Origin of the sequence: Acinetobacter calcoaceticus, from assembly GCF_016508255.1 — a bacterium.
GTDB lineage: Bacteria > Pseudomonadota > Gammaproteobacteria > Pseudomonadales > Moraxellaceae > Acinetobacter > Acinetobacter calcoaceticus_E.
On record NZ_JADVKT010000001.1, the window covers coordinates 109754 to 131437 of the forward strand.

Genomic DNA, 21684 nt, shown 5'->3' on the forward strand with positions numbered 1-21684 from the left:
AGAGAGGAAAATTAAGCTTGTTTCTGTTTTTGTTCTATATATGCAAAATAGCCTGGCCCAGCTGAAACTTGCACTTGTTTTGCATGTAAAGGTTCATGGCAGACTGAACACACCATAACTGGTTCGAACTTATGGCCACAAGTTTTATGACGATACTCTAAAGGTTTGCCTAAACCTTGATCCATCCATTTATCTGCCCAATTCGCCATAGATAAAATAATTGGATAAAGTTCAAAACCTTTATCAGTGAGGCGATATTCAAAACGTTCTTGACGATCAAAATAAGGAGCTTTGGCTAAAATTTCATATTCAACCAAACGCTTTAAACGATCTGAAAGGACATGACGAGTTACGCCTAATGATTTTTGAAAATCGTCAAAACGGCGTATTCCCATAAAAGCATTACGTAATATTAGCATCGTCCATCGATCGCCAATCACTGATAGCATACGAGCAACCGAACAAGGTTGATCACCGATGTCATCCCATTTCATCTTTATGCGTTCCTCGATATTTCCTAGCCTAACGGCCCTATTGTTTATACCCTAAACCACTTACCACGAGTTATGCAAGATTCATTATAAAAATAACTTCTTATCAACTTTATAAAAGAATTTTTATTATAAAAAAATAGAAAGCTATTATATAAACTCACTTAACAAATATAACTCACCCAATTGTATAGTGAGCTATATCTATTATTACTCATCATTAATTTGAGATGAATACGCCCTTCAAAATATGACCTGCTTCTAGTTTCACACTTGCTGGAATTCGCACCAGACAATTGGCCTGCATTAAATTACTGAGCATGTGTGATTGCTGTTTTGTCAGACTTTTAACTTTAAGTTGTCCATTGTCAAAATAAGCATGCATTCTTAGAAAACGTTCACGCGCATCTTCTTTTAAATCATGATCTAAAATTGCACTAAACCACTCCGGCCCTGCTTGATTTCCCTGCAAAGTGTCGAGCAATGCTTTACCATAAACTTGCATTGATACATAGACCGCAGCTGGATTACCCGGTAATCCCAGCAAATAACAACGGTGACCTTTTTCCGTGTGAGAATATTCAGCAAAAAAGAGTGGCTTGCCCGGCTTTTGTTTTACTTTCCAAAAGATCTGTTCAAAGCCAGTCTCAAAAGCGCATGGGCGAACAAAGTCATAATCACCTACGGACACTCCGCCTGTGGTTATGATGACATCATAACTATCTTTTAACTCATTAAAGTAATGCGTGACTTGCGCCGCTTCATCTGCCACATGAATGAGTTCAATCTCTAAACCATAATCTTCAAACCAAGCTTTTAGTAATGGACCATTTGCATCAAAGATTTTACCTTCAGCAAGATCTTCTGCTTTTTCGGCAACTTCATCACCAGTGACTAAAACAGCAACTTTCGGCGCACGGTAAACGTCAACCGTGTGTACACCCGCCATGCTTAAGGCGGCTAAACTTCCAATATTTAAGAACTGTCCAACTTGGGCAAGCAACTGCCCGTTCTGGATTTCTTCGCCCGTAAAACGAATATCAGCTTGAGGGCGAATATGTTCAGTTAATGAAATTTCTTGTGCTGAAACGACCTCTACTATTTCCTGCCTCGCAACATGCGTTGTGCCTTCAGGGATTTTGCCACCAGTAAATATACGAATTGCCTGTCCTTCACTCAGAATTTCATGACTTTCGCTTCCGGCGCGAATCTCGCCAGTAACCTGAAACTTTTGATTATTTAAATCTTCTGCGTGGCTACAAAGTGCGTAACCATCTACAGCACTTTGAGAGAAACTTGGCAAATTAATTTCTGAATAAATTTCCTTAGCTAGATATCTACTTAGGCTATTTTGAAGAACTTGCTGAATTGAGCCTAATTTTTTAGGTCGGTCACTAATCAGCTCAATTGCTTCATCTACGCTAATCAACCCACGTTCTGTACCACAACCTGACATTATTCATAGCCTCCCGGATGTGGTAAATCACGGCAAACATCAAAAATATGGACTAAGGCAGGTAAAATAGCAGCCATTGATTCACTTGCTCCACCACGGCTTCCCGGTAAAGTCACCACTAGAGAACGGTCGATAAAACCAGCCACTCCACGCGACATTGCAGCATATGGCGTGCGTTTTTGCCCAAATGAACGCGCAGCTTCCATTAAGCCATCTAACTTACGTTCAAGAAGTGGCTCTAGCGTATCAACCGTAATATCACGCTTACCAATTCCAGTACCGCCGACGGTCATAATGCAAGCATATGACTTACTCAACTCAAGAACTAAGTTTTTTAAAGTATCCGCTTCATCTGGCAAAATCTGGTAGTGAATCGGATCGAATCCTGCCTCGGTTAAAGTTTCAACCACAGATTTTCCGGCAGTATCGGGCTTTCTGCCCGCTGCGACGGTATCGGACAGGACAATAACAGCAGCCGAAACAGGCTGACGAAGAACGCGCTTAAAGTGTGATTTTCCACCTTTTTTCTTAAGCAATTTACATTGATCCATCCAGAGCTCTTCTGGTTCACAATGTGGCTTTAACATGTCGTAAATGGTTAACCCTGCAAGACTTGCAGCCGTTAAGGCTTCCATTTCTACGCCAGTAGGACCGATAGTTTCGACCACGGTAATAATCTTTACAAAATCATGTTCTAATTCATATTCAACATCTGCACGATAAATCGGCAGTGGATGACACAAAGGAATCAGCTCATCAGTTCGTTTTGCTGCCAAAATTCCTGCAACACGTGCAGTTTTCAATGCATCCCCTTTTTCAGTATTTCCTTGTCTTAATAGTTCGATACAGTGCGGTGGTGCATATAAAATGGCTTGTGCTTCGGCAACACGATAACTTTCCGGCTTCATTCCTACGTTTTTCATTATTTATCCTAGTCTTGCTTATTTCAGTGTGAGTGTTCATGGCCGGCATGATGGTGATGCTTGTGTTCTTGCGGTGCATCCTTACGAATACAACAGCCCTCTACATAATGACTTGTACCATCAGTAAAGAACTCTTCTTTAAACACAGGTACTTCATGCTTCACTCGCTCAACCGCTTCTTCACATGCTTGAAAAGCTTCATGGCGATGGGCTGCATAAGCTATTGCAATAATGGCTGTTTCACCAACATCTAGATGTCCAATCCGATGAACTACTCGCACATAAGATACCTGATACTTTTTCTCAATTTCCAGTTCAATTTCACGTATCATTTTTTCAGAAAGCGGTTTATACGAGGTATATTTCAGTGCTTTAACAGCTTTTCCCTCATGGTGATTACGAACCGTACCTATAAAAATATCGATTCCACCACATTCAGGAAATGATTGAATAGAATCAAAGGTATCAAGGCTTAAAGCCTGCTCTTGTATACGTGCAAAATCTCGCATGGCTTACCCTCCTGCAACTGGTGACAATAAAACCAAAGTACAAGGCTGACTTAAAACAGACTGTCGAGTTATGACATTATCTTCTAAAGCACATGCACATTTTTCCATGGCCTGTGTACATTCCGGATGCAATGACACAATTTGATCTAAGACATCTTTCACTAAAATATGGCTGGGACAAACTAACGAAAGATGTTGAGGAAGCAATTTTTCAATTGCACCAAACGATTCGATTTTAATTTGGATAGATTGCTGCATTTATCCCCCAAGCATATGCATACTGATTTTACGGGTTTGTTGATGTTGTAAGGCATGAAAGCCTTTTGCTTTGTGCCAGATATACGGCATAACTTGATCTTTTAACTGCTGGCTATACAGCACATGATCGGTTGAGTTCTGTGCGCGTAATAATGCTTGAAGCTGCGGCTTAATATTTAAACCCTGCTGAGCAAAGAGACAGTTATACAACTCACCTTGTGCGGTTAGACGTATACGGTCACATTGGTGGCAAAATGAATGAGTGATTGTAGAAATAATGCCAAGAATGGAGTCATTGTTAATCAGATATTGTCGTGCTGGCTCATGTTGTTGCTCGACAACTTGTACTGAATAATGCGGTTGTAAAGTCTGTAAAATTTCAGCTTCACTGACCACATCTTGACTTGACCACAATGCATCACCATCGAGTGGCATAAACTCAATAAAACGTAAAGGAATGTTGTTATCGATTGACCATTTCACCATGGGTAGGATCTGATCATCATTTTTATTTTTCATCAATACACAGTTAATTTTAAAGGGTAGTCCTGCGTCTTTTGCAGCTTGCATACCCTCAAGAACTGGTTCTAATTTTTTCTTGGTGAGCTGTTTAAATTGAATTGGATCAAGACTATCTAAACTAATATTTAAGTCATCTAAGCCAGCATCTTTTAATTGGTGAGCATATTTAGCCAGATAATGTCCATTGGTGGTCATTGAAATACGCTTTAAACCTATCGCTTTTAAGGCTTGTAAATCCCGAACGAAATGAACAATGTCTTGACGCATTAATGGTTCACCACCCGTAATACGAATGCTTTCCACACCGTGTTGCACCATAAAACGGCAAAACTCAAAAAGTGCCTCAAAACTCAGTAAATCTTGTTTATTTAACCATTCAGGATGTTCAGGCATGCAATATACACACTTAAAATTACAGCGATCAGTTACAGAAATCCGTAACTTTCGCTTGATACGCCCATATTGGTCTTGTAGAACAGATGGCGTATTTTCAGAGTGATATTGTTTCATTAGTTGCACTCATGTCGAGAACAGTTCAAATATTGCTGGCACTTTTAGGGGCAATTAAAACAACAAATTGCCCTTCAATAGTGCTTTGATCTTTATGCAAAATTTGTTCCAATTCTATTTATCATCCATAACTTTTTTGGTCTTTTTGATAGATTAATCACCGTACTATTTTTATTTGAGTTTTAAAAACTGTACAAATTTAGTGCGGCGCCAATCTATGATATGCCCTACATTATTTCTAGCACTTTTCTAAACGGATGGGTACATATTTATGGTACGGAGTTTTAGATAGAGGATCGCAATGTTCAGCTGAAATCAGGAGATTTAATTGCGGACCAATTGGCTCTCCCCCTTGAAAGCGCATACCGTAACCATGTGGAAGTGACACCACACCTTTTCGCATTCCTTCATCAAAATCTACAGTGACCTGAATTTCTCCGTGCTGTGAAATACATTTCAGTTGATCTCCAGCTTCTACATTTAAATGTGTTGCATCTTCAGGGTGAATCCTTAAAGCCCCTTCTGCATCTACTTTTCGCCAAGCAGGATCACGATAAATCTGATTGGCGTTATAACTACGACGCTCACCAGATAAAAGTATGAAAGGAAACTCCTCAACATTCACTTGATGATTTTTTAAACTCGCCAGCTCACTTAACATTTCAGGAATAGCGAGGCGTACTTTTTTGTCTTTATAGGCAATAAGTTTCCAAACTTCGTCATATTCATGTTGTGATAACACCACACCTGAACGCTGCTTTAAAATTTGGTCGAATAATCGAACACCCAAAGTTAACGGATTACCTTTATAACCTGCGCGGCGGACAGCTTTAGTGTGTAAAACAGCATATTGAATCGACAATGGTAATAAAAATGCGGCTGAAGCAGCTGAGTTTTCTAAACGTTTACCTAAAGTTCGATAGAGAATTGAAGCGGCAAAAGGAATGTATTTTTTATGTCGGGCAAAAGTTAAACCTAAAGCCGATAGATAAGGTAAATATGCTGTTTTCTTAGAGTCGACTGAAGCGATTTTTTCTAACAATGGAAAACTTTTAGGAATGGCATTCATTGTTTCAAGTAACCGTGTATAAATTTCTGCTTCGGGTAATGTATTAGTTTGAGCGGAAAATACGGGATGTCTAAGGTGAAAACCATTTTTAGGAAATTCCAAGTTAAAACCAGTAAATTCCCATTTCTCAAACTGAGTGTGTGCTGGCAAAATGTAGTCCGCAAGTCTCGCTGTTTCTGTCATAGCAACATCGACCACAACCAACAAATCTAGCGCCTTAAATGCCTTTTCATAGGCTGGCGTGTCGGGATAAGTTAATAGCGGATTGCAACTATCTACAAAAACTGCACGAATTCGTTTTTCCCCTGCTTTTAATATTTCATCGGGTAAAATATTGGGTGGGAAAAAACCAGAAATTGGAAACATTTCATGGTAAACACTACGGTGATACTTAGGCTTTCGTTCATCCGTATCGCTTAAAATTGGAATAAACATGGTATGTAAATTATTGGTGCCTTGCTTTCCAAAGTTTCCAGTTAATAAGCACAGTAGTTTTTCTAAATAGCCATTTAATGTCGTATTTAAAGTATGTTGAATACCTAAATCAATGCGAACACAACCTCTTTTTGCCTTTGCAAAATCTCGAACAACTTGATAAATCAAATCGACTGGCACATCAGCCTTAGCAATATATTCCTCAATCGGGACACTGCTAAAGGCGGCTTTCACCTCTTGGAAGCCTAAAGTATGTTGCTCAATAAATGGTAGATCATAGAGTTGTTCTTTGATGATAATCGCAATCATGGCCGACATTAAAAAAGCATCTGTCCCGGGCTTTAATTGCACATGAAGATCTGCTTGTTTGGCTGTTTCGGTAACACGTGGATCAAACACCACCATGGTGCGGTTCGGGTCTTTTTTAATGTGTTTTAGTGTGTCTCGCGCATTGGGAATACCATGTGCCTGAAAAGGATTTGTCCCAATAAAAAGAACGTAATCGGCATATTCAACATCTTCTGTGGTATGGCAAGCCTGACTACCGAATAAACGCCCATTGAGCCAGAAATCACCCGTTTTTTCTTGAGCAAGAGAGTTATAAGCATAGTAACTTTTCATGGCCATTAAGAGTTGTCGACCATACGCTGCACCCAGATGGTTACCTTGGCCGCCCCCTCCCACAGAAGCAAAAGCAGTCCCACCAAAATTATCGCGAATATGAACTAATCGATCGGCAATTTCTTGTATGGCAACATCCCAACTAATTTCTTGAAATGAACCATCTGGCTGGCGCTTTAAAGGTGTGGTCAATCGGTCTGCATGTTGCTGATAATGTTGTAATCTGGCAGCTTTTTGACAAATATAACCTTGAGAAAATGGATGGTCAGGATTGCCTTTTATTTTGGCAAACTGATTATCTTTAATTTCAACACTTAGACCACAGTTTCTAGAACACAAAATACATGCGGTCACATCTGTTTTATTTTGCTGTTGCGCTTCTACCATGTCCATTGACTCCCTTTATTTTTATACATTTCACAGGAATGAAAATAACAAGTTCCAAAATAGAACTTAAACAATAAATAGTCAACAGCTCAAAATTTAAAAGCGTGTTTCATCCGACCAATGTAAGTTTTAAAGCTCTAATATACGAAGCTAATTTGCTGTAAAAATTTCTTTAAATGCTTTGATTTGTTTGTATTGCTGGAGTTCATCCAATGAATTGATGCTATGAAAAAACAGGTTTTGTTTTTGAAATATAGCGACTTGAGCATGCAAAAGTTTAAAACACTCTTTTAAACTTAATCGTTGCTTTTCAATTTGCTCTGTTATCGTGCTAAGGCTTTCACGTTTTAATAAGCAAAATGGATACAAAGCATCTCCATTAATTGAAACATAAGCCGCTTGAGCATGCTTATTTTTTCGGATTGCATAATGTAATTTCACAACGACTTGCGTTGGCACATAAGTCACATCACAAGGAATAAACAAAACATAGTCTGCATTTACATTTGACCATGCACTTTTCATGCCCATGAGTGGGCCAAAAAAGCCAGATGCATCATCTTGATAACATCGAATATCAGGCACAATACTTTGATAAATAGAATAATCACGGTGACTATTGACCCAAATTTCAGATACTGATGATCTTAATTTCTGATGAATCTTAATCAGTTGAGTTTCACCATCAAATTGCTGTAACAACTTATTTAAACCGTTCATACGGCGGGCTTGTCCACCGGCCAGAATGACTAAATCAGTTATGGGATATCCCTTATTCACACTTCCACCTCTTGTTGGCAAGCTTTAATCAAGCCACGGATTTCAGGTAAACATGAACCGCAATTACCACCTGCTTTTAAACAAGCCGTCACTTGTTTTTCATGTGTAATATTTTGAGTTTTGATTGCATCTATAATTTTGTTCTTACCTACTTTAAAACAGCTACATACTAAAGGTCCGTCATTATTTGTAGCAGTCATTGGCATGCCCGCTAGTAACGCCTTTCGATGCAAGGCACTTAAACGTTCACGTTTAAAAAGACTCGCTACCCACTCACGATCTGGCAACAAATCTGGCGGTGCAATATATAGACCTGCAATTACCACGCCATCTTTCAAAATAACGCTATGGCTCAGTTGTGAGGAAATATCTTCAATACTCAACCATTCAAAAATTTCATCTGCAAATGGCAAAAAGCTTTTTAGGTTCTTTTGAGTATCATGAAAAGTTTGACGGTCTGCAAGTTCGTAACGGTTGGTTTTCACCATTTTGACCTTAGTCCACCATGCACAGTGATGTAACGATTCTTGGATATGGGCATCATATCCTTCACGTATATAGAGCACACCTTGCCAAGTGGTATAGAAAGGTTGAATGGTTACAGGGGTATGTTTGAACTCAGGCTCACCTGAAATTGCATCGACCTCTGGGTTAACGACTTTCCCAATACGAGCATCGGAAGCAACTTGTTCAGTCCAGTGAATCGGTGCAAAAATTTGACCACGACGTACACCCGACGAAAATGTCACACGTAGTACACAACTGCCCCATTTCGAACGGACTTCGACCAAACCTTGATCACGCACACCAAATTTTAGTGCATCACTTGGATGAATCTCGCAGAAGGGTTCGGCACGGTGACTAGTCAAGTTTGCAGATAAACCCGTACGCGTCATGGTGTGCCATTGGTCTCGAATACGGCCCGTATTCAAAATGAGTGGATAGTCTTCTGAAACCGCATGAACTGGATCAATTGCAACAGTTGGAATAAGTTTTGCCTTAGCATTTTTATGGCTAAACTGGCCCTTGCCAAACAGTTGTTGAACGGTTTTCGTATCTTGGTTTTTAGTCCAAACTGGCCATTGAATGGGTTGTAGAGCATCGTACTCAGCACTACTCAAATTCATCAAACCTTTCAGGTTGAAATAGCGAAAATTACTGCTTTCTTCACGTGCATCCATGTCTACATTGTCTTGTGCAGATAACGCCGCATGCTCATTAAAGATGTCACCTGCACCCGCAAAGTCAAAACCATTAAAACCTAATTTTCTCGCGACTTGGCTCACTGACCACCAATCTGCTTTTGTTTCCCCCGGCGCAGGCAAAAATGCACGCTGACGTGAAATACGGCGCTCAGAGTTAGTAACCGTTCCATCCTTTTCGCCCCAGCCTAAAGCAGGAAGTAACACATCAGCGTAAGCAATCGTATCGGTATCAGCACAGATATCTGACACCACGACCAATTCGCATTTTTCTAAGGCACGTTTAACTTGATCGGCGTTCGGCAGACTCACGACTGGATTGGTTGCCATAATCCAGATGGCTTTAATTTTTCCAGCTTCAACGGCACGGAATAAATCAACTGCTTTTAAGCCCGCTTGAGTCGCAATAAATGGGCTGTTCCAGAAAGTTTGCACTACTTTTTGATGTAGTGGATTATCTAAATCCATATGTGCAGCCAGCATATTAGCTAGACCGCCCACTTCACGGCCGCCCATTGCATTGGGCTGACCTGTCATTGAAAATGGAGCAGCACCAAGCTTACCAATTTTTCCAGTCAATAAATGGCAATTAATAATACTGTTGGCTTTATTCACGCCCTGACTTGATTGATTCACGCCCATTGAAAACAGGGTTATCACTTTTTCAGTTTGAGCGAATTTTTCAAAGAACAATTGCAACTTATCAAGTGCAATTCCTGTACGTTTTGCCACATATTCAATATCAGTTTCTTGCTGACTGCTTGCCAGAACCTCTTCCAGACCTTCGGTATAAGCATCTACAAAAGCCTGATCGGCATGATCATTTCGATATAAATATTGAAATAAGCCATTAAATAAAGTGACATCTTGACCCGGTAAAATTGGTAAATGTAAATCAGCCTGCTCGCAAGTACTGGTAAAACGTGGGTCAATCACCACCACAAACATATCGAGATTTTGGCTTTTAGCCTGCATAATCCGCTGATATAGCACAGGATGGCACCATGCGGTATTAGAACCGACTAAGACCACCATGTCGGCATGTTCAAAATCCTCATAGCTTGCAGGGACAATATCTTCGCCAAAGCTGCGTTTATGCCCTGCGACAGCAGATGACATACAAAGGCGCGAGTTGGTGTCGATATTTGCAGTACCTAAATAGCCTTTTACAAACTTGTTTACTACATAATAATCTTCAGTTAAAAGCTGACCTGAAACATAAAATGCAATGCTGTCACGACCATATTGATCGATACAAGATTGGAATTTATCAGCAATCTTATTGATTGCCGCATCCCATGTCGTTACTACCCGATCAGCTTTTCGTCCCATCATCGGTTGTAAAACACGTGTTTCTAAGCCCAAAGTATCCGCCAAGCGACTACCTTTAATACATAAGCGTCCAAAATTGGAAGGATGCTCAGCATCCCCCTCAACTTGTACCAGAGGTCCTTGCGGTTTTTGTTGGACGTTTACGCTGACCCCACAACCCACCCCACAATATGGACATGTTGTTTTGGTGATTTTTGCAACATGGTCGGAGCTATTGATTTCATCGCTTCGAATACTATTCATAACTGCTCCTTTCCCTATTAGCCTGCATTTTTTAATGCAAAGTCTCGACCAAATAGCAGCTTGTTTCTGAATAAAGAAACAGGTGTTTGATCTGCAATTAACTCTGCATACCACATGCCATCTTCAGTATCACCGAACAGTACTGCACCGATTACCCGATCGCTTTGAATAATAATGCGTTTATAAATCTGGCGTTTTTCATCATTCAAAATAATATCTTCGTAGTCATCTTTCGGCTCAAAATTACCCGCAGAGAATACATCGACACCACTGACTTTTAACTGAGTCGGTACAATGGGTGCTTTAAAGGTTAAGCTGCCGTGCTCTGCTAAATGAGTCGCACAAATAAAAGCTTGCCCCCAAAGTGGTTCAACCAAACCAAAGGTCTGTCCGCGGTGCTCAATACACTCACCTACCGCGTAAATACTTGGGTCAAAAGTTTGCATAGTGTCATTGACCAACACACCACGGTTACAACGTAAACCAGCACTTTGCGCCAAGCTAATATTTGGTCGAATACCCACTGCAAACACCACAAGATCGGCTTCTAAAACTGTGCCATCTTTCAAACGTATTTGCTTCACATAACCGTTTTCATCACCAATTAACGCTTCTGTATTCGCTTCGGTAATAATGTTAATACCTTTTTGATCAATGCTATGACGCAGTAACTGACTCGCACGGCTGTCAAGTTGACGTTCCATAATACGGTCCATTAAATGCAGCACAGTCACATTCATACCACGTTGTTTTAAACCGTATGCCGCTTCTAAACCGAGTAACCCCCCACCAATCACCACTGCATTAGTTTTTGAACCGCAGTACTCAATCATGGTGTTAACGTCATAAATATCACGGAAAGTTAACACGCCTTTTAAGTCAATACCTTGTACTGGCGGAATAAACGGAGCCGAACCTGTTGCCAAGATCAAACGGTCATAATCAACCGTCTGACCTTTTTCGGTGTAAACCACTTTACGTGGGCGATCAATTTTTACCGCTTTATCACCCGCAATAAATTGAATACCTTTATCGCTATACCACTTGGGTGGATGGAGCATGATGTCTTCAATGGTTTTTTCACCCGATAAAACCGGAGATAGCATAATACGGTTATAGTTACCCCAAGGCTCTTCGCCAATGACCGTAACTTCATAACGATCTGGTGCCATATCAAGTAAATCTTCTAAGCAACGCATACCCGCAAGGCCATTACCAATCAGTACCAGTTTGAGTTTGTCTTGAGACACGCCCGTATTCGTAATATAAGTTTTTTGCGGTACAGAATTAATCCAAACACGACCATCAACAATTTTGCTCGGGTAAACAGAAAGTTTTTGGTCTTTATCTTCTAAACAACGGCCCGTTGCCAAACTAAAATGTTGTTTATAGATTGGTGATGCAATGACACGCTCGCCTTGCAAGTCACCGATAATCCCACGGCTCATGACATTTGCTTGGCTAAACGGATCTTTATTACTTAATACATAAACACGTTTTTCATGTCCTACACGAAAGATTGCTACTGCTTGCCCACCCACTAGTGCGCCAGCCCCCGTGTTGGGAGTTAAATCATCAAGTGCGCACACATCAATCCATTGATCATCAGGAAGCATATTTTTGTCTTGTACAATATTCATAGAATTCTCCTTTATGCTTCAACCATTGGAATGCGGTCTTCTGAACGTTCAGCCTTAGTTAATGGACGGATTTGACCACGTTCAGTCGTAAACTGAATGTGTGGATCGGTCTGCTCATTCGCACTTGCGTTGATATAAGTTTGAAAGCGTTTACGCACTTCAGGATTTTCCACCGCAGTACGCCATTCGTCTTGATAAGTACTAATCACATGTTCCATACGGCGCTCAAGCTCAGCAGCTAAACCAAGAGAATCATCAACCACCACAGATTTAAGATAATCTAGACCACCTTCCAAGTTGTCGCGCCATACGCTGGTACGTTGTAAACGATCTGCGGTTTGGATGTAGAACATATAGAAACGGTCGATATAACGAACGAGTGTTGCTTTATCAAGGTCAGATGCAAGTAACTCTGCATGACGTGGTTTCATCCCACCATTGCCGCACACATAAAGGTTCCAGCCTTTTTCGGTCGCGATAATACCGACGTCTTTCCCTTGTGCTTCCGCACACTCACGTGTACAGCCAGACACAGCCATTTTTAATTTATGTGGTGAACGCAAACCTTTGTAGCGGTTTTCAAGTTCAATCGCCAAACCAACTGAGTCGTCTACCCCGTAACGGCACCATGTGCTACCTACACAAGATTTCACGGTACGTAATGATTTACCGTAGGCATGACCAGACTCAAAACCAGCAGCATTTAACTCTTCCCAAATAAATGGAAGCTCGTGAACTTGAGCACCAAACATGTCTACACGTTGACCACCAGTGATTTTGGTGTAGAGATTATATTTCTTGGCAATTTGACCAATTGCAATCAAACCATCTGGGGTGACTTCACCACCAGCCATACGCGGTACAATCGAGTAAGAGCCATCTTTTTGGATGTTACCCAAGTAGTAGTCATTACTGTCTTGAAGACCTGCATGCGTTGGTTCAAGTACAAAATCATTCCAGCAAGATGCCAAAATGTTCGCCGCAGCAGGTTTACAGATATCACACCCTAAGCCATGACCATGTTGATGAATCAAGTCATCAAAGGTTTTGATTTCATTCACGCGAACCAAGTGATACAACTCTTGACGAGAGTATGGGAAGTGTTCGCAAATGTGGTTATTTACAGTCACACCTTGACGTTGTAATTCGGACTTCAATACTTGAGTCACTAATGGTGCACAACCACCACACGCTGTTGCTGCTTTAGTGCATTTCTTTAATGCACCTAAAGAGGTCGAACCATCGCTAATCGCTTGGCAAATGTCTACTTTTGATACGTTGTTACACGAACAGATGGTCGCACTGTCTGGAAGTAAATCTACACCACTACCTCCAGGCTTTGCTGCTGACTGTTCGAAGCCCGGCATAATCAAACTTTCAGGCACTTCAGGCAAAGCCAGATCGTTTAACATCATTTGTAAAAGGTCGTTGTACTCTTTCGCATCGCCCACCAAAACTGCGCCAAGCAATTTAGTTTTATCTGCATTTACAACAATCTTTTTATAAACTAGTGCATGCTCATCTGTATAGAAGTAGCTTAATGCACCCGGAGTCATTGCATGCGCATCACCTACAGATGCAACATCAACACCCATCAATTTCAACTTGGTGCTCATGTCCGCACCAGCGAAAGAGTGACATTCTTCAGCTAGCACATGTTTCGCTGCAATACGTGCCATGTCATAGCCCGGTGCAACCAAACCGTAGATTTTGTTTTGCCAAAGCGCACATTCACCAATTGCGTAAATGTTGCTATCTGAGGTTTGGCAGTAATCATTAATTACAATACCGCCACGTTCACCAATCGCCAGACCACTGTTACGTGCTAACTCATCACGTGGGCGAATGCCTGCCGAGAATAAAATGATATCTGCTTCAAGTTCACTACCATCAGCAAACTTCATTACATGCGTAGTGCTGTTGCCCGATTCAATAGATTGAGTCGCTTTTTGTGTATGAACTTTTACACCAAGGTCTTCAATTTTACGACGTAAAACTTTACCACCTAAGTCATCAATTTGAACGGCCATTAAACGTGGTGCAAACTCAACAACATGTGTTTCTAATTCTAGGTCACGTAATGCTTTCGCTGCTTCAAGACCAAGCAATCCACCACCAATCACCACACCTGTTTTAGCATTCAGGCTCGCTGCACGGATGGCATCTAAGTCTTCAATGGTACGGTAAACAAAGCAGTTTTCACGGTCATTACCCGAAATTGGTGGAACGAATGCATACGAACCTGTTGCCAACACCAATTTGTCATAGCTAATCACATCGCCATGATTGGTTGTTACTGTTTGTGCAGCAGTATCAATTGCAGTTGCTTTGGTGTTTAAACGCAGGTCTATGCCATGTGCATCTGCAAAGTCAAAACGAGCTAAAGATAAATCTTTTGCCGATTTCCCCGAAAAATATTCAGTCAAATGTACGCGGTCATACGCGATACGAGGTTCTTCCGCGAGAATCGTGATTTCCAGTTCATCATCTGCTTTTTCTAAAATGGCTTCGATGAATTTGTGGCCCACCATACCATGACCAATCATTACCAATTTCATAGTGTTTCTCCTCAAATCACGTTGCTTTTAAGCTGCGTTATTGCGTTCTCAAATAGACGTTGTTCTTTTGCCTTGTGCTCTACCGAGAAGCGAATCAACATCACGAAGCATGTAGCTGCTTGCAGCCAATTTTTTGCACTCGTTGACGACACCCAATGCACAGCAAAGTCATAAAAAGAAATAAAAAAAGCGAGCCCCCTCATAGAGAAGGCTCGCATCGCTGGAACTGAAAACTCAGATAATTCAGATGTAACTTTTTTATGCAATAAAAATAAAGACATGACCTTCACTCCGACTGAACGTAACTTCTTTGTGTGTACGGTTGCACTCACAAACTCGATCAGAACGGACATCGTTGGCCGTCTTTAAAACTCATGGTCGTCTTCGACCTGTAATTAAGTAAGCACTTTGCATGCCAATATTTTAAAACCTTAAGTAGATAATATTTTTTATATTTAATTTCATACAGATAGAAATTTTCAATGTGTGCATAAAGAATGAAGTCTTATTTTGCGTGCTCTATCACTGCACACTTATATGGTTTAAATAAAAATACGCCTTGCTACAAAATGAATCGCATTTTTGCACCAAGATTGATCAGACCCATACTTTGGCATGCTAAAGTGCCATTAAAGCTCGATTTTTTCTTTAGTTTTCGATGGCACTAATCTTGCTTAAAAAACTGATAACAAAAAACGCGTCGAATTGGCGCATTTTCTTAGCCTGATTTTCTGAACTTATGCCAAAACTCAAAATAGCCCTTATTGATGATGATCATGCGCGAGCCGACTACATAAGAAAAAGTCTGCTTGAAAATGATTTTGAAGTGGTCGCTTGCCTTACTTTGGACCACTTGAATATCTTTCGCCTCGAACATTTACAAGCTGATGTGATCTTGCTTGATATGGACCATCCTCACCGTGACATTATTGAAAGCTGTGTCAGTAGCTATGACCTTCCTACCGTTCTATTCACCAAAAATTCAGATAAAGATACAATCAAACAAGCCATAGATGCGGGGGTGACTGCTTATATTGTTGATGGTATTGACCCTTCCCGCTTACATACCATTTTAGAAATCTCTATTGAGCAATATAAAAAACACAAAAAACTCGAAGGAGATTTAAGAGATGCTCAAACTAAACTAGCTGATCGTAAAGATGTTGAAAAAGCCAAAGTTTTACTTATGCAACTCCATGGCCTTCCTGAAGATACAGCATTCCAGTTGCTCAGAAAAAATGCCATGAGCCACCGTATTACAATTGGGGAAATGGCTCGGCGTTTACTTGACGCCCAAAAATTACTTGGCAATCAACTAAAGGATGAATAAATGAGCACATTAGAAAAGACTCAATTACAACTCGGCTATATTCCTTTGCTTGATTGTCTTTCATTGCTTTGGGCGAAACAAAGGGGTTTCTTTGACGAAGTAGGGCTCGACGTTACTTTAGTTAAAGAAGCTTCATGGGCAAGTCTTCGTGATCGCCTTGCTTTTGGTTTATTAGATGCCGCTCATTGTTTATCTGCAATGTTACCTGCGGCTGCGGTAGGATCAGATCAAATTGGTACGCCACTGCAAACTTCGCTAGTTTTAAGTGAAAATCGTGCATTTATCAGCTTAAGTCAAAAATTAACCCATCAACTTAAGATTCAGAAAAATGATACAGCTCAAGTAACGGCGCAAAAAGTGGTGCATTACATTGAACAAGGTCATTCCCTTTCTTTAGCCCACGTGTTTAAGCACTCCATTCATCATTATTGTTTAAGAGAATGGTTAGCTTTAGCAAACCAAGAACTCGCTCAATCGATTCAACTCAAAACCTTACCACCACCTTATATGGTCGAAGCACTAGATAAACATGTGATTGATGGTTTTTGTGTCGGAGAACCTTGGAATACTCAGGGTGAGCTTCTCGGTTTAAGTAAAATGATTTGCTCAAGTCAGAACATTATTCCACCTGTAGCTGACAAAGTTTTAGCCGTAACTCAGGAATGGGCTGAACAGCATCCACAAACGCTGGTTGCACTCACCGCTGCAATTATGAAAGCTCAGCAAGAACTTAGCGAACTAGAAGACTTTGCTCCAATTTTAAAATTATTGGTCGAGTTTGGAATTGTTCGTTTTCATTGCTCAGAAGAAGTGCATGTCGACAAATACTATATGATTCAGGATATTGTCCGTCATTTGGTAAAAGAAAGCGCTCTTCCGAAAGTAGAAGACTTTTATTGGCTCTTTCAGCAAATGCAGAAGTGGGATGACCTTCAGCTAGACCAAGCACAAATCAATACACTGGGTCATAAATGCATCAATCTTATGGCTTATGAACAAGCTAAGCAGCTTAATTTCGTCTAACACGTCCTATCAATCAACAAAAAAAAAAGCTGTCTTTTATATAAAAGACAGCTTGAAAGACCCATAAGACAAAATGCGAAACACGCATTACTATACTTTTTGGACTCAATTGATCCATTTAAAATATAGCGCTTATGGACATGATCATATCCATCTAAACGTATCATTTTCAGACATTTTCATATCAATAACTGACACATCATCAATTTCACTCAATCATCCTTAACATTTTAAGCAAGCCTTTGAATATTGCTCTTTTTGTAGGCGTTAAATATGGTCATAAACTCTACAAAATGTAGGCTGCATAAAATATGTTAATCAGCACAAATATTCCGATTTAATTTTAAAGCAATTTCAGTCACGAGTTTTAATTTGCAAAACCCTATGCTCATTAAATTATTTTTTATAGGTGAAAAGTAATTTATTGCCTATCTAGTTATATTTAAAACATTTATTAATTAGTCACTTTATAAAATATAAATATTAACATTCAAATAATTACACAAAAAAATTTAGTGAAAATTCCTATAAGTCACCCCTGTTTTGCGTTACAAACCGCAACAATCATGTCACAATTGGTAATAATAATTAAATTAATAATCATTATCATTCACATCACATAAAAACCTGAGAAGATCTACCATGATCCATGAAAATATTCTCGACTGCATAGGTAAAACGCCACTATTACAATTATCAAGGCTATTCACGCATCAATCGATCTCAGTGATTGCGAAAATGGAATTGTTAAATCCAGGAGGAAGCATTAAAGACCGTCCAGCATTATTCATGCTACAGGAAGGTCTGAAATCTGGAGTAATTAATAAAGATAGTCATATTGTTGAAAGTTCTTCAGGAAACTTAGCCATCGCTCTTGCAATGGCATGCAAAATATATGGATTAAAATTTACGGCTGTTATTGACCCGAAAATTGCCTCAGCAAACCTACAAATGCTGAAGCTCTACAAAGCCAACATCGAAATGGTCTCTGAGAAAGATCAAAACGGCGGTTATTTAAAAACCAGAATTGATACCGTAAAGCGACTCTGCCAACAACTGCCAAATGCGGTTTGGATTAATCAATATGCAAATCCAAATAACTGGAAAAGTCACTATTTTGGTGAAGCAGAAGAAATCCTAAATCAAATTGATCGAAAGATTGATTATCTCGTGATTGGGGCGAGTACATCAGGAACGATTATGGGCGTGTCTCGTCGCCTTAAAGAAAAATTCCCAGAATTAAAAGTCATCGCTGTCGATATTGTCGGCTCTGTTTTGTTTGGTGGTACATCTGGTCCACGTGAAATTCCCGGAATTGGAGCAAGTACTGTTCCACCTCTACTCTCCCCCGATGAAATTGATGACGTTATTTATGTAGATGACTATGAATCGGCACTCGGTTGCAGAGAACTCCTTGAACATGAAGGAATCTTTGCTGGTGGTTCCAGTGGTTCATCAATTTCAGCCATAAAAAAACTGATTCCAACCATTCCCGAAGGTTCATGCGTCTTAACGCTACTGCCTGATCGAGGTGATCGTTATCTAGATCTCGTTTATGCAGATGAATGGTTTGAAATGATTAAGAAACGTCACTTCAATCAAAATTTACGACGTCACGAAAACCTTACTTTACAAAATGTTGTTTAACCCTCTCCTTAGGACATATTCATGAGCAATTTGGCTACCCTTCGCTACTTAAGTCAATCAGATTTATTAAATCTGGGCGCAAATCATAGTAATTCATTTATTGAAGCGATTACTGAAGGTTTAACCCTGCATGCAAATAAGCAGTTTGTACAGCCATTAAAACCTTACCTCCGCTGGCAAGGTGCAGACCACATTGCCGATCGTATTATTGCAATGCCTTGTTATTTAGGCGGCAATGACCCAATTGCCGGAATTAAATGGATTGGTTCAAGACAACATAACCCTAAAAAATTCAATATTCCACGTGCCAGTGCACTGATTGTTCTGAATGACTCAGAAACAAACTACCCAGTCGCAGTGATGGAAGGCAGCTTAATTAGTGCCATGCGAACTGCTGCAATTACTGGTGTTTCAATTAAATATCTAGCGAAAAAAGACTTTTCAGATATTACCGTAATTGGTTGCGGACCAATTGCTCAAATGCAGATTAAGACTGTGCTTGAACAATACGCTCAAGTGAAAAAAATACATTTATTTGATGTGAACCCTGAAGCGGCGGAAAAACTCAAAGCATTGTTCCTTTCAGAATATCCACATCTAGAAATTGAAATTCATGACAGTGCCAAATCTGCAATTCAGCAAGCAGATGTGCTTATTACCTGCACAGTTTCAGATAAGCCTTACATCCCATTTGAATGGCTTAAAAAAGGCTGCTTTGTTTCAAATATTTCAATTATGGATATTGAGCCTGAAGTGTTCTTAAAAGTTGACAAAGTCATTGTGGATGACTGGGATCAATCAAATCGAGAAAAGAAAGTCATCAATGTGCTGGTTGAAGATGGCTTATTCAGTCGTGAAAAACTGCATGCTGAACTTGGCGACATCATTATTGGTCATAAAAACGGCCGCGAACATGAAGATGAAATTATTTTGCTTAACCCAATGGGCATGGCGATTGACGATATTGTCTGCGCTAAATGGTTCTTCAATGCCGCACAAGAACAAAACGTTGGCACGGTTCTACCACTTTTATAAGAATAGGAATAACTAAAATGCTAGATCGGATTTACACAGCACAACTACAAAAAACAATAGATGCCCTCTACATGGAGAATTATGGAGATTTTAGAGATCATATTTCCTATAAAAAGCCTTATCTGGCAATCACTCTCAATGATGAGTTGGAACTCTATTTCAGCTGTTTAAAAGTAGATGGTGTAAATCCTTTCTATGTTACTCAACCCGAAGTTTTAGTTCATAACGTCTTGAGTAATACGACTTCTAAAATTTCTATTTCTGAAGTTTTTACCTATTTAACAAAAGCCTCTTGGTGGCCTTCACCGCATCATCAAAAGGCAATTGACTATTGGCTCGACAACTTAGTAACGGCTGGAAAAATCCATCAGATTTTACAGTCAGCACTTTCATTTTCCTCACCTTTAATTACAAGTGAATTGCTTTCCCTTGTTGCTGACCGTCCATTTCATCCGTTCGCCCACTCAAAAGGTGAACTTGCACCACTTACGATTCAAAAAGAAATTGAGGTGTATTGGTGGGCTTTTAAGAAAGATGACGTGATCAACAATATGGATTCGATTCCTTATAAGGAGCTTCTGTTATCAGAAGCTGAGGACAATCATATTACTGAGAAAATGGCTAAGTTTTCAGATGAGTACTTAGCACTTCCTTTGTTAGAGACTCAACATCGCTATTTAAAATTTGAAGAAAATAAGTATGACGGTATTGACCTGAACCATGTCACGACAATTGGTTTACCGACCTCATCTTTAAGAACTCTTATTCACAACTCAAATCCTAATCTGCATTTAAAACTATCAACGAATGCCAAAACATTAGGTGCGATCCGTTCTATGCCTGGACGTTATTTAATAAATGGGCATAGAGCATATGATTTTTTAAATAAAGTTATTAATGAAACTTCTTTATTAAAAAACCGACTCTTTCTGAGTAATGAAACTCACTGGTGGGTATTGGGTAAACAAGAGCACATTGTAAAAAATTTAGGTGTAATCGGTTGCCAAGTAAGGCACCTACCCGAATTTTGCCAAGATAAAAACGTCACCCCAATTACCATGTCGGCTTTGAGCTGTAGCTATGTCGACCCATGGGAAACGTTAGGGGTTGAAGGTGATAAATGGTCATTATTAAAAGACCTAAGTGTTCATTTTATTCAAACATTCTTAACGCTTTGGTCAAAAGGGATCATGCCTGAATGCCATGGGCAAAACACCATGGTGTGTTATGAAAATAATAAGTTCAAATGCTTTATTTTACGTGACCACGATACCTTAAGAATATGTACACCAGCAATTGAAGAAAGTGGCTTCACACCTCCGATCTATACCATCGACACGAGCACGCCAAACAATCTTATCTTTAGTAAGAATGAAGACTTATTTAACTACTTCATTACCTTAGGGATTCAAATTAACCTCTACCCAATTGCTTTAGCTACCTTGAAATATACAGATCGTTCAGAAAGCGATTTCTGGGAAATGATTCAAGACATTATTCATGATTTTGTAGAAACCCAACCACTTTCAGAGCAAACAAAATCGCAAATTCAAACCTATCTTTTTGATAATAAGACTTGGCCGTTCAAACAGCTACTTACGCCGCTGTTAGCCCAAGAAAGTGATTCGACGGGCATGCCAAGCAAAATCGGAACGACCCCGAACCCTTATCACAGCTTATCTGTTTCTAGCTATGAGACCATGGATATCTAAA

18 protein-coding genes are annotated in these 21684 nt (G+C 39.9%); 5 read left to right on the forward strand and 13 right to left on the reverse strand.

From position 1 onward, the window contains the following. Positions 1 to 11: 11 nt before the first annotated feature. The 12 genes from I5515_RS00565 to I5515_RS00620 all read right to left on the reverse strand — a co-directional run bounded on the left by I5515_RS00565 (position 12) and on the right by I5515_RS00620 (position 15289). The gene (locus tag I5515_RS00565) at positions 12 to 494 is read right to left on the reverse strand and encodes a winged helix-turn-helix transcriptional regulator (protein ID WP_004791810.1); all 483 of its coding nucleotides are present in this window, start codon (positions 492 to 494) and stop codon (positions 12 to 14) included. Between the two features lie 217 nt (positions 495 to 711). Beyond that, positions 712 to 1947, reverse strand: coding sequence for a molybdopterin molybdotransferase MoeA (locus tag I5515_RS00570; RefSeq protein ID WP_199964265.1), 1236 nt, complete (start codon positions 1945 to 1947; stop codon positions 712 to 714). After that, positions 1947 to 2870, reverse strand: coding sequence for a bifunctional molybdenum cofactor biosynthesis protein MoaC/MoaB (moaCB, locus tag I5515_RS00575; protein WP_000799986.1), 924 nt, complete (start codon positions 2868 to 2870; stop codon positions 1947 to 1949). The genes I5515_RS00570 and moaCB overlap by 1 nt, the downstream gene beginning before the upstream one ends. 23 nt (positions 2871 to 2893) lie before the next feature. Continuing rightward, a complete protein-coding gene (locus tag I5515_RS00580; RefSeq protein WP_199964266.1) occupies positions 2894 to 3379 on the reverse strand; it encodes a molybdenum cofactor biosynthesis protein MoaE in 486 nt (161 codons plus the stop codon). Between the two features lie 3 nt (positions 3380 to 3382). After that, on the reverse strand, positions 3383 to 3637 hold the full coding sequence (locus I5515_RS00585; RefSeq protein ID WP_199964267.1) for a MoaD/ThiS family protein: 255 nt from the start codon (positions 3635 to 3637) through the stop codon (positions 3383 to 3385). Continuing rightward, entirely contained in the window at positions 3638 to 4678 is a 1041-nt protein-coding gene (gene moaA, locus I5515_RS00590; protein WP_199964268.1) for a GTP 3',8-cyclase MoaA, read from the reverse strand. Positions 4679 to 4907: 229 nt separating this feature from the next. Then, positions 4908 to 7181, reverse strand: a complete 2274-nt coding sequence (locus I5515_RS00595; RefSeq protein WP_199964269.1) for a molybdopterin-dependent oxidoreductase — start codon at positions 7179 to 7181, stop codon at positions 4908 to 4910. Between the two features lie 150 nt (positions 7182 to 7331). Further along, positions 7332 to 7961, reverse strand: coding sequence for a molybdenum cofactor guanylyltransferase (locus I5515_RS00600; protein ID WP_199964270.1), 630 nt, complete (start codon positions 7959 to 7961; stop codon positions 7332 to 7334). Beyond that, positions 7958 to 10738: a nitrate reductase gene (locus tag I5515_RS00605; RefSeq protein WP_199964271.1), complete on the reverse strand. Its 2781-nt coding sequence runs from the start codon at positions 10736 to 10738 to the stop codon at positions 7958 to 7960. The genes I5515_RS00600 and I5515_RS00605 overlap by 4 nt, the downstream gene beginning before the upstream one ends. Positions 10739 to 10755: 17 nt before the next feature. After that, on the reverse strand, positions 10756 to 12378 hold the full coding sequence (nirD, locus tag I5515_RS00610; protein WP_199964272.1) for a nitrite reductase small subunit NirD: 1623 nt from the start codon (positions 12376 to 12378) through the stop codon (positions 10756 to 10758). A gap of 11 nt (positions 12379 to 12389) precedes the next feature. Next, positions 12390 to 14936, reverse strand: coding sequence for a nitrite reductase large subunit NirB (gene nirB / locus I5515_RS00615; RefSeq protein WP_199964273.1), 2547 nt, complete (start codon positions 14934 to 14936; stop codon positions 12390 to 12392). Between the two features lie 11 nt (positions 14937 to 14947). Next, positions 14948 to 15289 carry a hypothetical protein gene (locus I5515_RS00620; RefSeq protein ID WP_199964274.1) on the reverse strand — a complete coding sequence of 114 codons (342 nt, stop codon included), beginning with the start codon at positions 15287 to 15289 and terminating at the stop codon, positions 14948 to 14950. A 386-nt stretch (positions 15290 to 15675) separates the two neighbouring features. Here I5515_RS00620 and I5515_RS00625 point away from each other — a divergent pair, with 386 nt between their 5' ends. Together I5515_RS00625 and I5515_RS00630 are read left to right on the forward strand one after the other, a co-directional pair. Then, positions 15676 to 16266, forward strand: a complete 591-nt coding sequence (locus tag I5515_RS00625; protein ID WP_092706999.1) for an ANTAR domain-containing response regulator — start codon at positions 15676 to 15678, stop codon at positions 16264 to 16266. After that, on the forward strand, positions 16267 to 17289 hold the full coding sequence (locus tag I5515_RS00630) for an ABC transporter substrate-binding protein (protein WP_199964275.1): 1023 nt from the start codon (positions 16267 to 16269) through the stop codon (positions 17287 to 17289). Positions 17290 to 17302: 13 nt separating this feature from the next. Here I5515_RS00630 and I5515_RS00635 read toward each other — a convergent pair whose 3' ends face one another. Continuing rightward, the gene (locus tag I5515_RS00635) at positions 17303 to 17407 is read right to left on the reverse strand and encodes a hypothetical protein (protein WP_199964276.1); all 105 of its coding nucleotides are present in this window, start codon (positions 17405 to 17407) and stop codon (positions 17303 to 17305) included. Positions 17408 to 17931: 524 nt separating this feature from the next. Between I5515_RS00635 and sbnA the strand changes: the two genes are divergently transcribed. The 3 genes from sbnA to I5515_RS00650 all read left to right on the forward strand — a co-directional run bounded on the left by sbnA (position 17932) and on the right by I5515_RS00650 (position 21683). Next, positions 17932 to 18936: a 2,3-diaminopropionate biosynthesis protein SbnA gene (gene sbnA, locus I5515_RS00640; RefSeq protein WP_199964277.1), complete on the forward strand. Its 1005-nt coding sequence runs from the start codon at positions 17932 to 17934 to the stop codon at positions 18934 to 18936. A 21-nt stretch (positions 18937 to 18957) separates the two neighbouring features. Continuing rightward, a complete protein-coding gene (sbnB, locus tag I5515_RS00645) occupies positions 18958 to 19971 on the forward strand; it encodes a 2,3-diaminopropionate biosynthesis protein SbnB (protein WP_003652251.1) in 1014 nt (337 codons plus the stop codon). A 71-nt stretch (positions 19972 to 20042) separates the two neighbouring features. Next, on the forward strand, positions 20043 to 21683 hold the full coding sequence (locus I5515_RS00650) for an IucA/IucC family protein (RefSeq protein ID WP_199964847.1): 1641 nt from the start codon (positions 20043 to 20045) through the stop codon (positions 21681 to 21683). The last annotated feature ends 1 nt before the right edge of the window (position 21684 follow it).

Coding starts and splice junctions, on each gene's coding strand:
- I5515_RS00650 (WP_199964847.1), top strand. CDS start 20,043: ATGGAGAATTATGGAGATTTTAGAGATCATATTTCCTATAAAAAGCCT.
- moaCB (WP_000799986.1), bottom strand. CDS start 2,870: ATGAAAAACGTAGGAATGAAGCCGGAAAGTTATCGTGTTGCCGAAGCA.
- nirB (WP_199964273.1), bottom strand. CDS start 14,936: ATGAAATTGGTAATGATTGGTCATGGTATGGTGGGCCACAAATTCATC.
- I5515_RS00570 (WP_199964265.1), bottom strand. CDS start 1,947: ATGTCAGGTTGTGGTACAGAACGTGGGTTGATTAGCGTAGATGAAGCA.
- I5515_RS00635 (WP_199964276.1), bottom strand. CDS start 17,407: ATGGATCAATTGAGTCCAAAAAGTATAGTAATGCGTGTTTCGCATTTT.
- I5515_RS00585 (WP_199964267.1), bottom strand. CDS start 3,637: ATGCAGCAATCTATCCAAATTAAAATCGAATCGTTTGGTGCAATTGAA.
- I5515_RS00630 (WP_199964275.1), top strand. CDS start 16,267: ATGAGCACATTAGAAAAGACTCAATTACAACTCGGCTATATTCCTTTG.
- nirD (WP_199964272.1), bottom strand. CDS start 12,378: ATGAATATTGTACAAGACAAAAATATGCTTCCTGATGATCAATGGATT.
- sbnB (WP_003652251.1), top strand. CDS start 18,958: ATGAGCAATTTGGCTACCCTTCGCTACTTAAGTCAATCAGATTTATTA.
- I5515_RS00625 (WP_092706999.1), top strand. CDS start 15,676: ATGCCAAAACTCAAAATAGCCCTTATTGATGATGATCATGCGCGAGCC.
- I5515_RS00620 (WP_199964274.1), bottom strand. CDS start 15,289: ATGTCCGTTCTGATCGAGTTTGTGAGTGCAACCGTACACACAAAGAAG.
- I5515_RS00565 (WP_004791810.1), bottom strand. CDS start 494: ATGAAATGGGATGACATCGGTGATCAACCTTGTTCGGTTGCTCGTATG.
- I5515_RS00595 (WP_199964269.1), bottom strand. CDS start 7,181: ATGGTAGAAGCGCAACAGCAAAATAAAACAGATGTGACCGCATGTATT.
- sbnA (WP_199964277.1), top strand. CDS start 17,932: ATGATCCATGAAAATATTCTCGACTGCATAGGTAAAACGCCACTATTA.
- I5515_RS00605 (WP_199964271.1), bottom strand. CDS start 10,738: ATGAATAGTATTCGAAGCGATGAAATCAATAGCTCCGACCATGTTGCA.
- I5515_RS00580 (WP_199964266.1), bottom strand. CDS start 3,379: ATGCGAGATTTTGCACGTATACAAGAGCAGGCTTTAAGCCTTGATACC.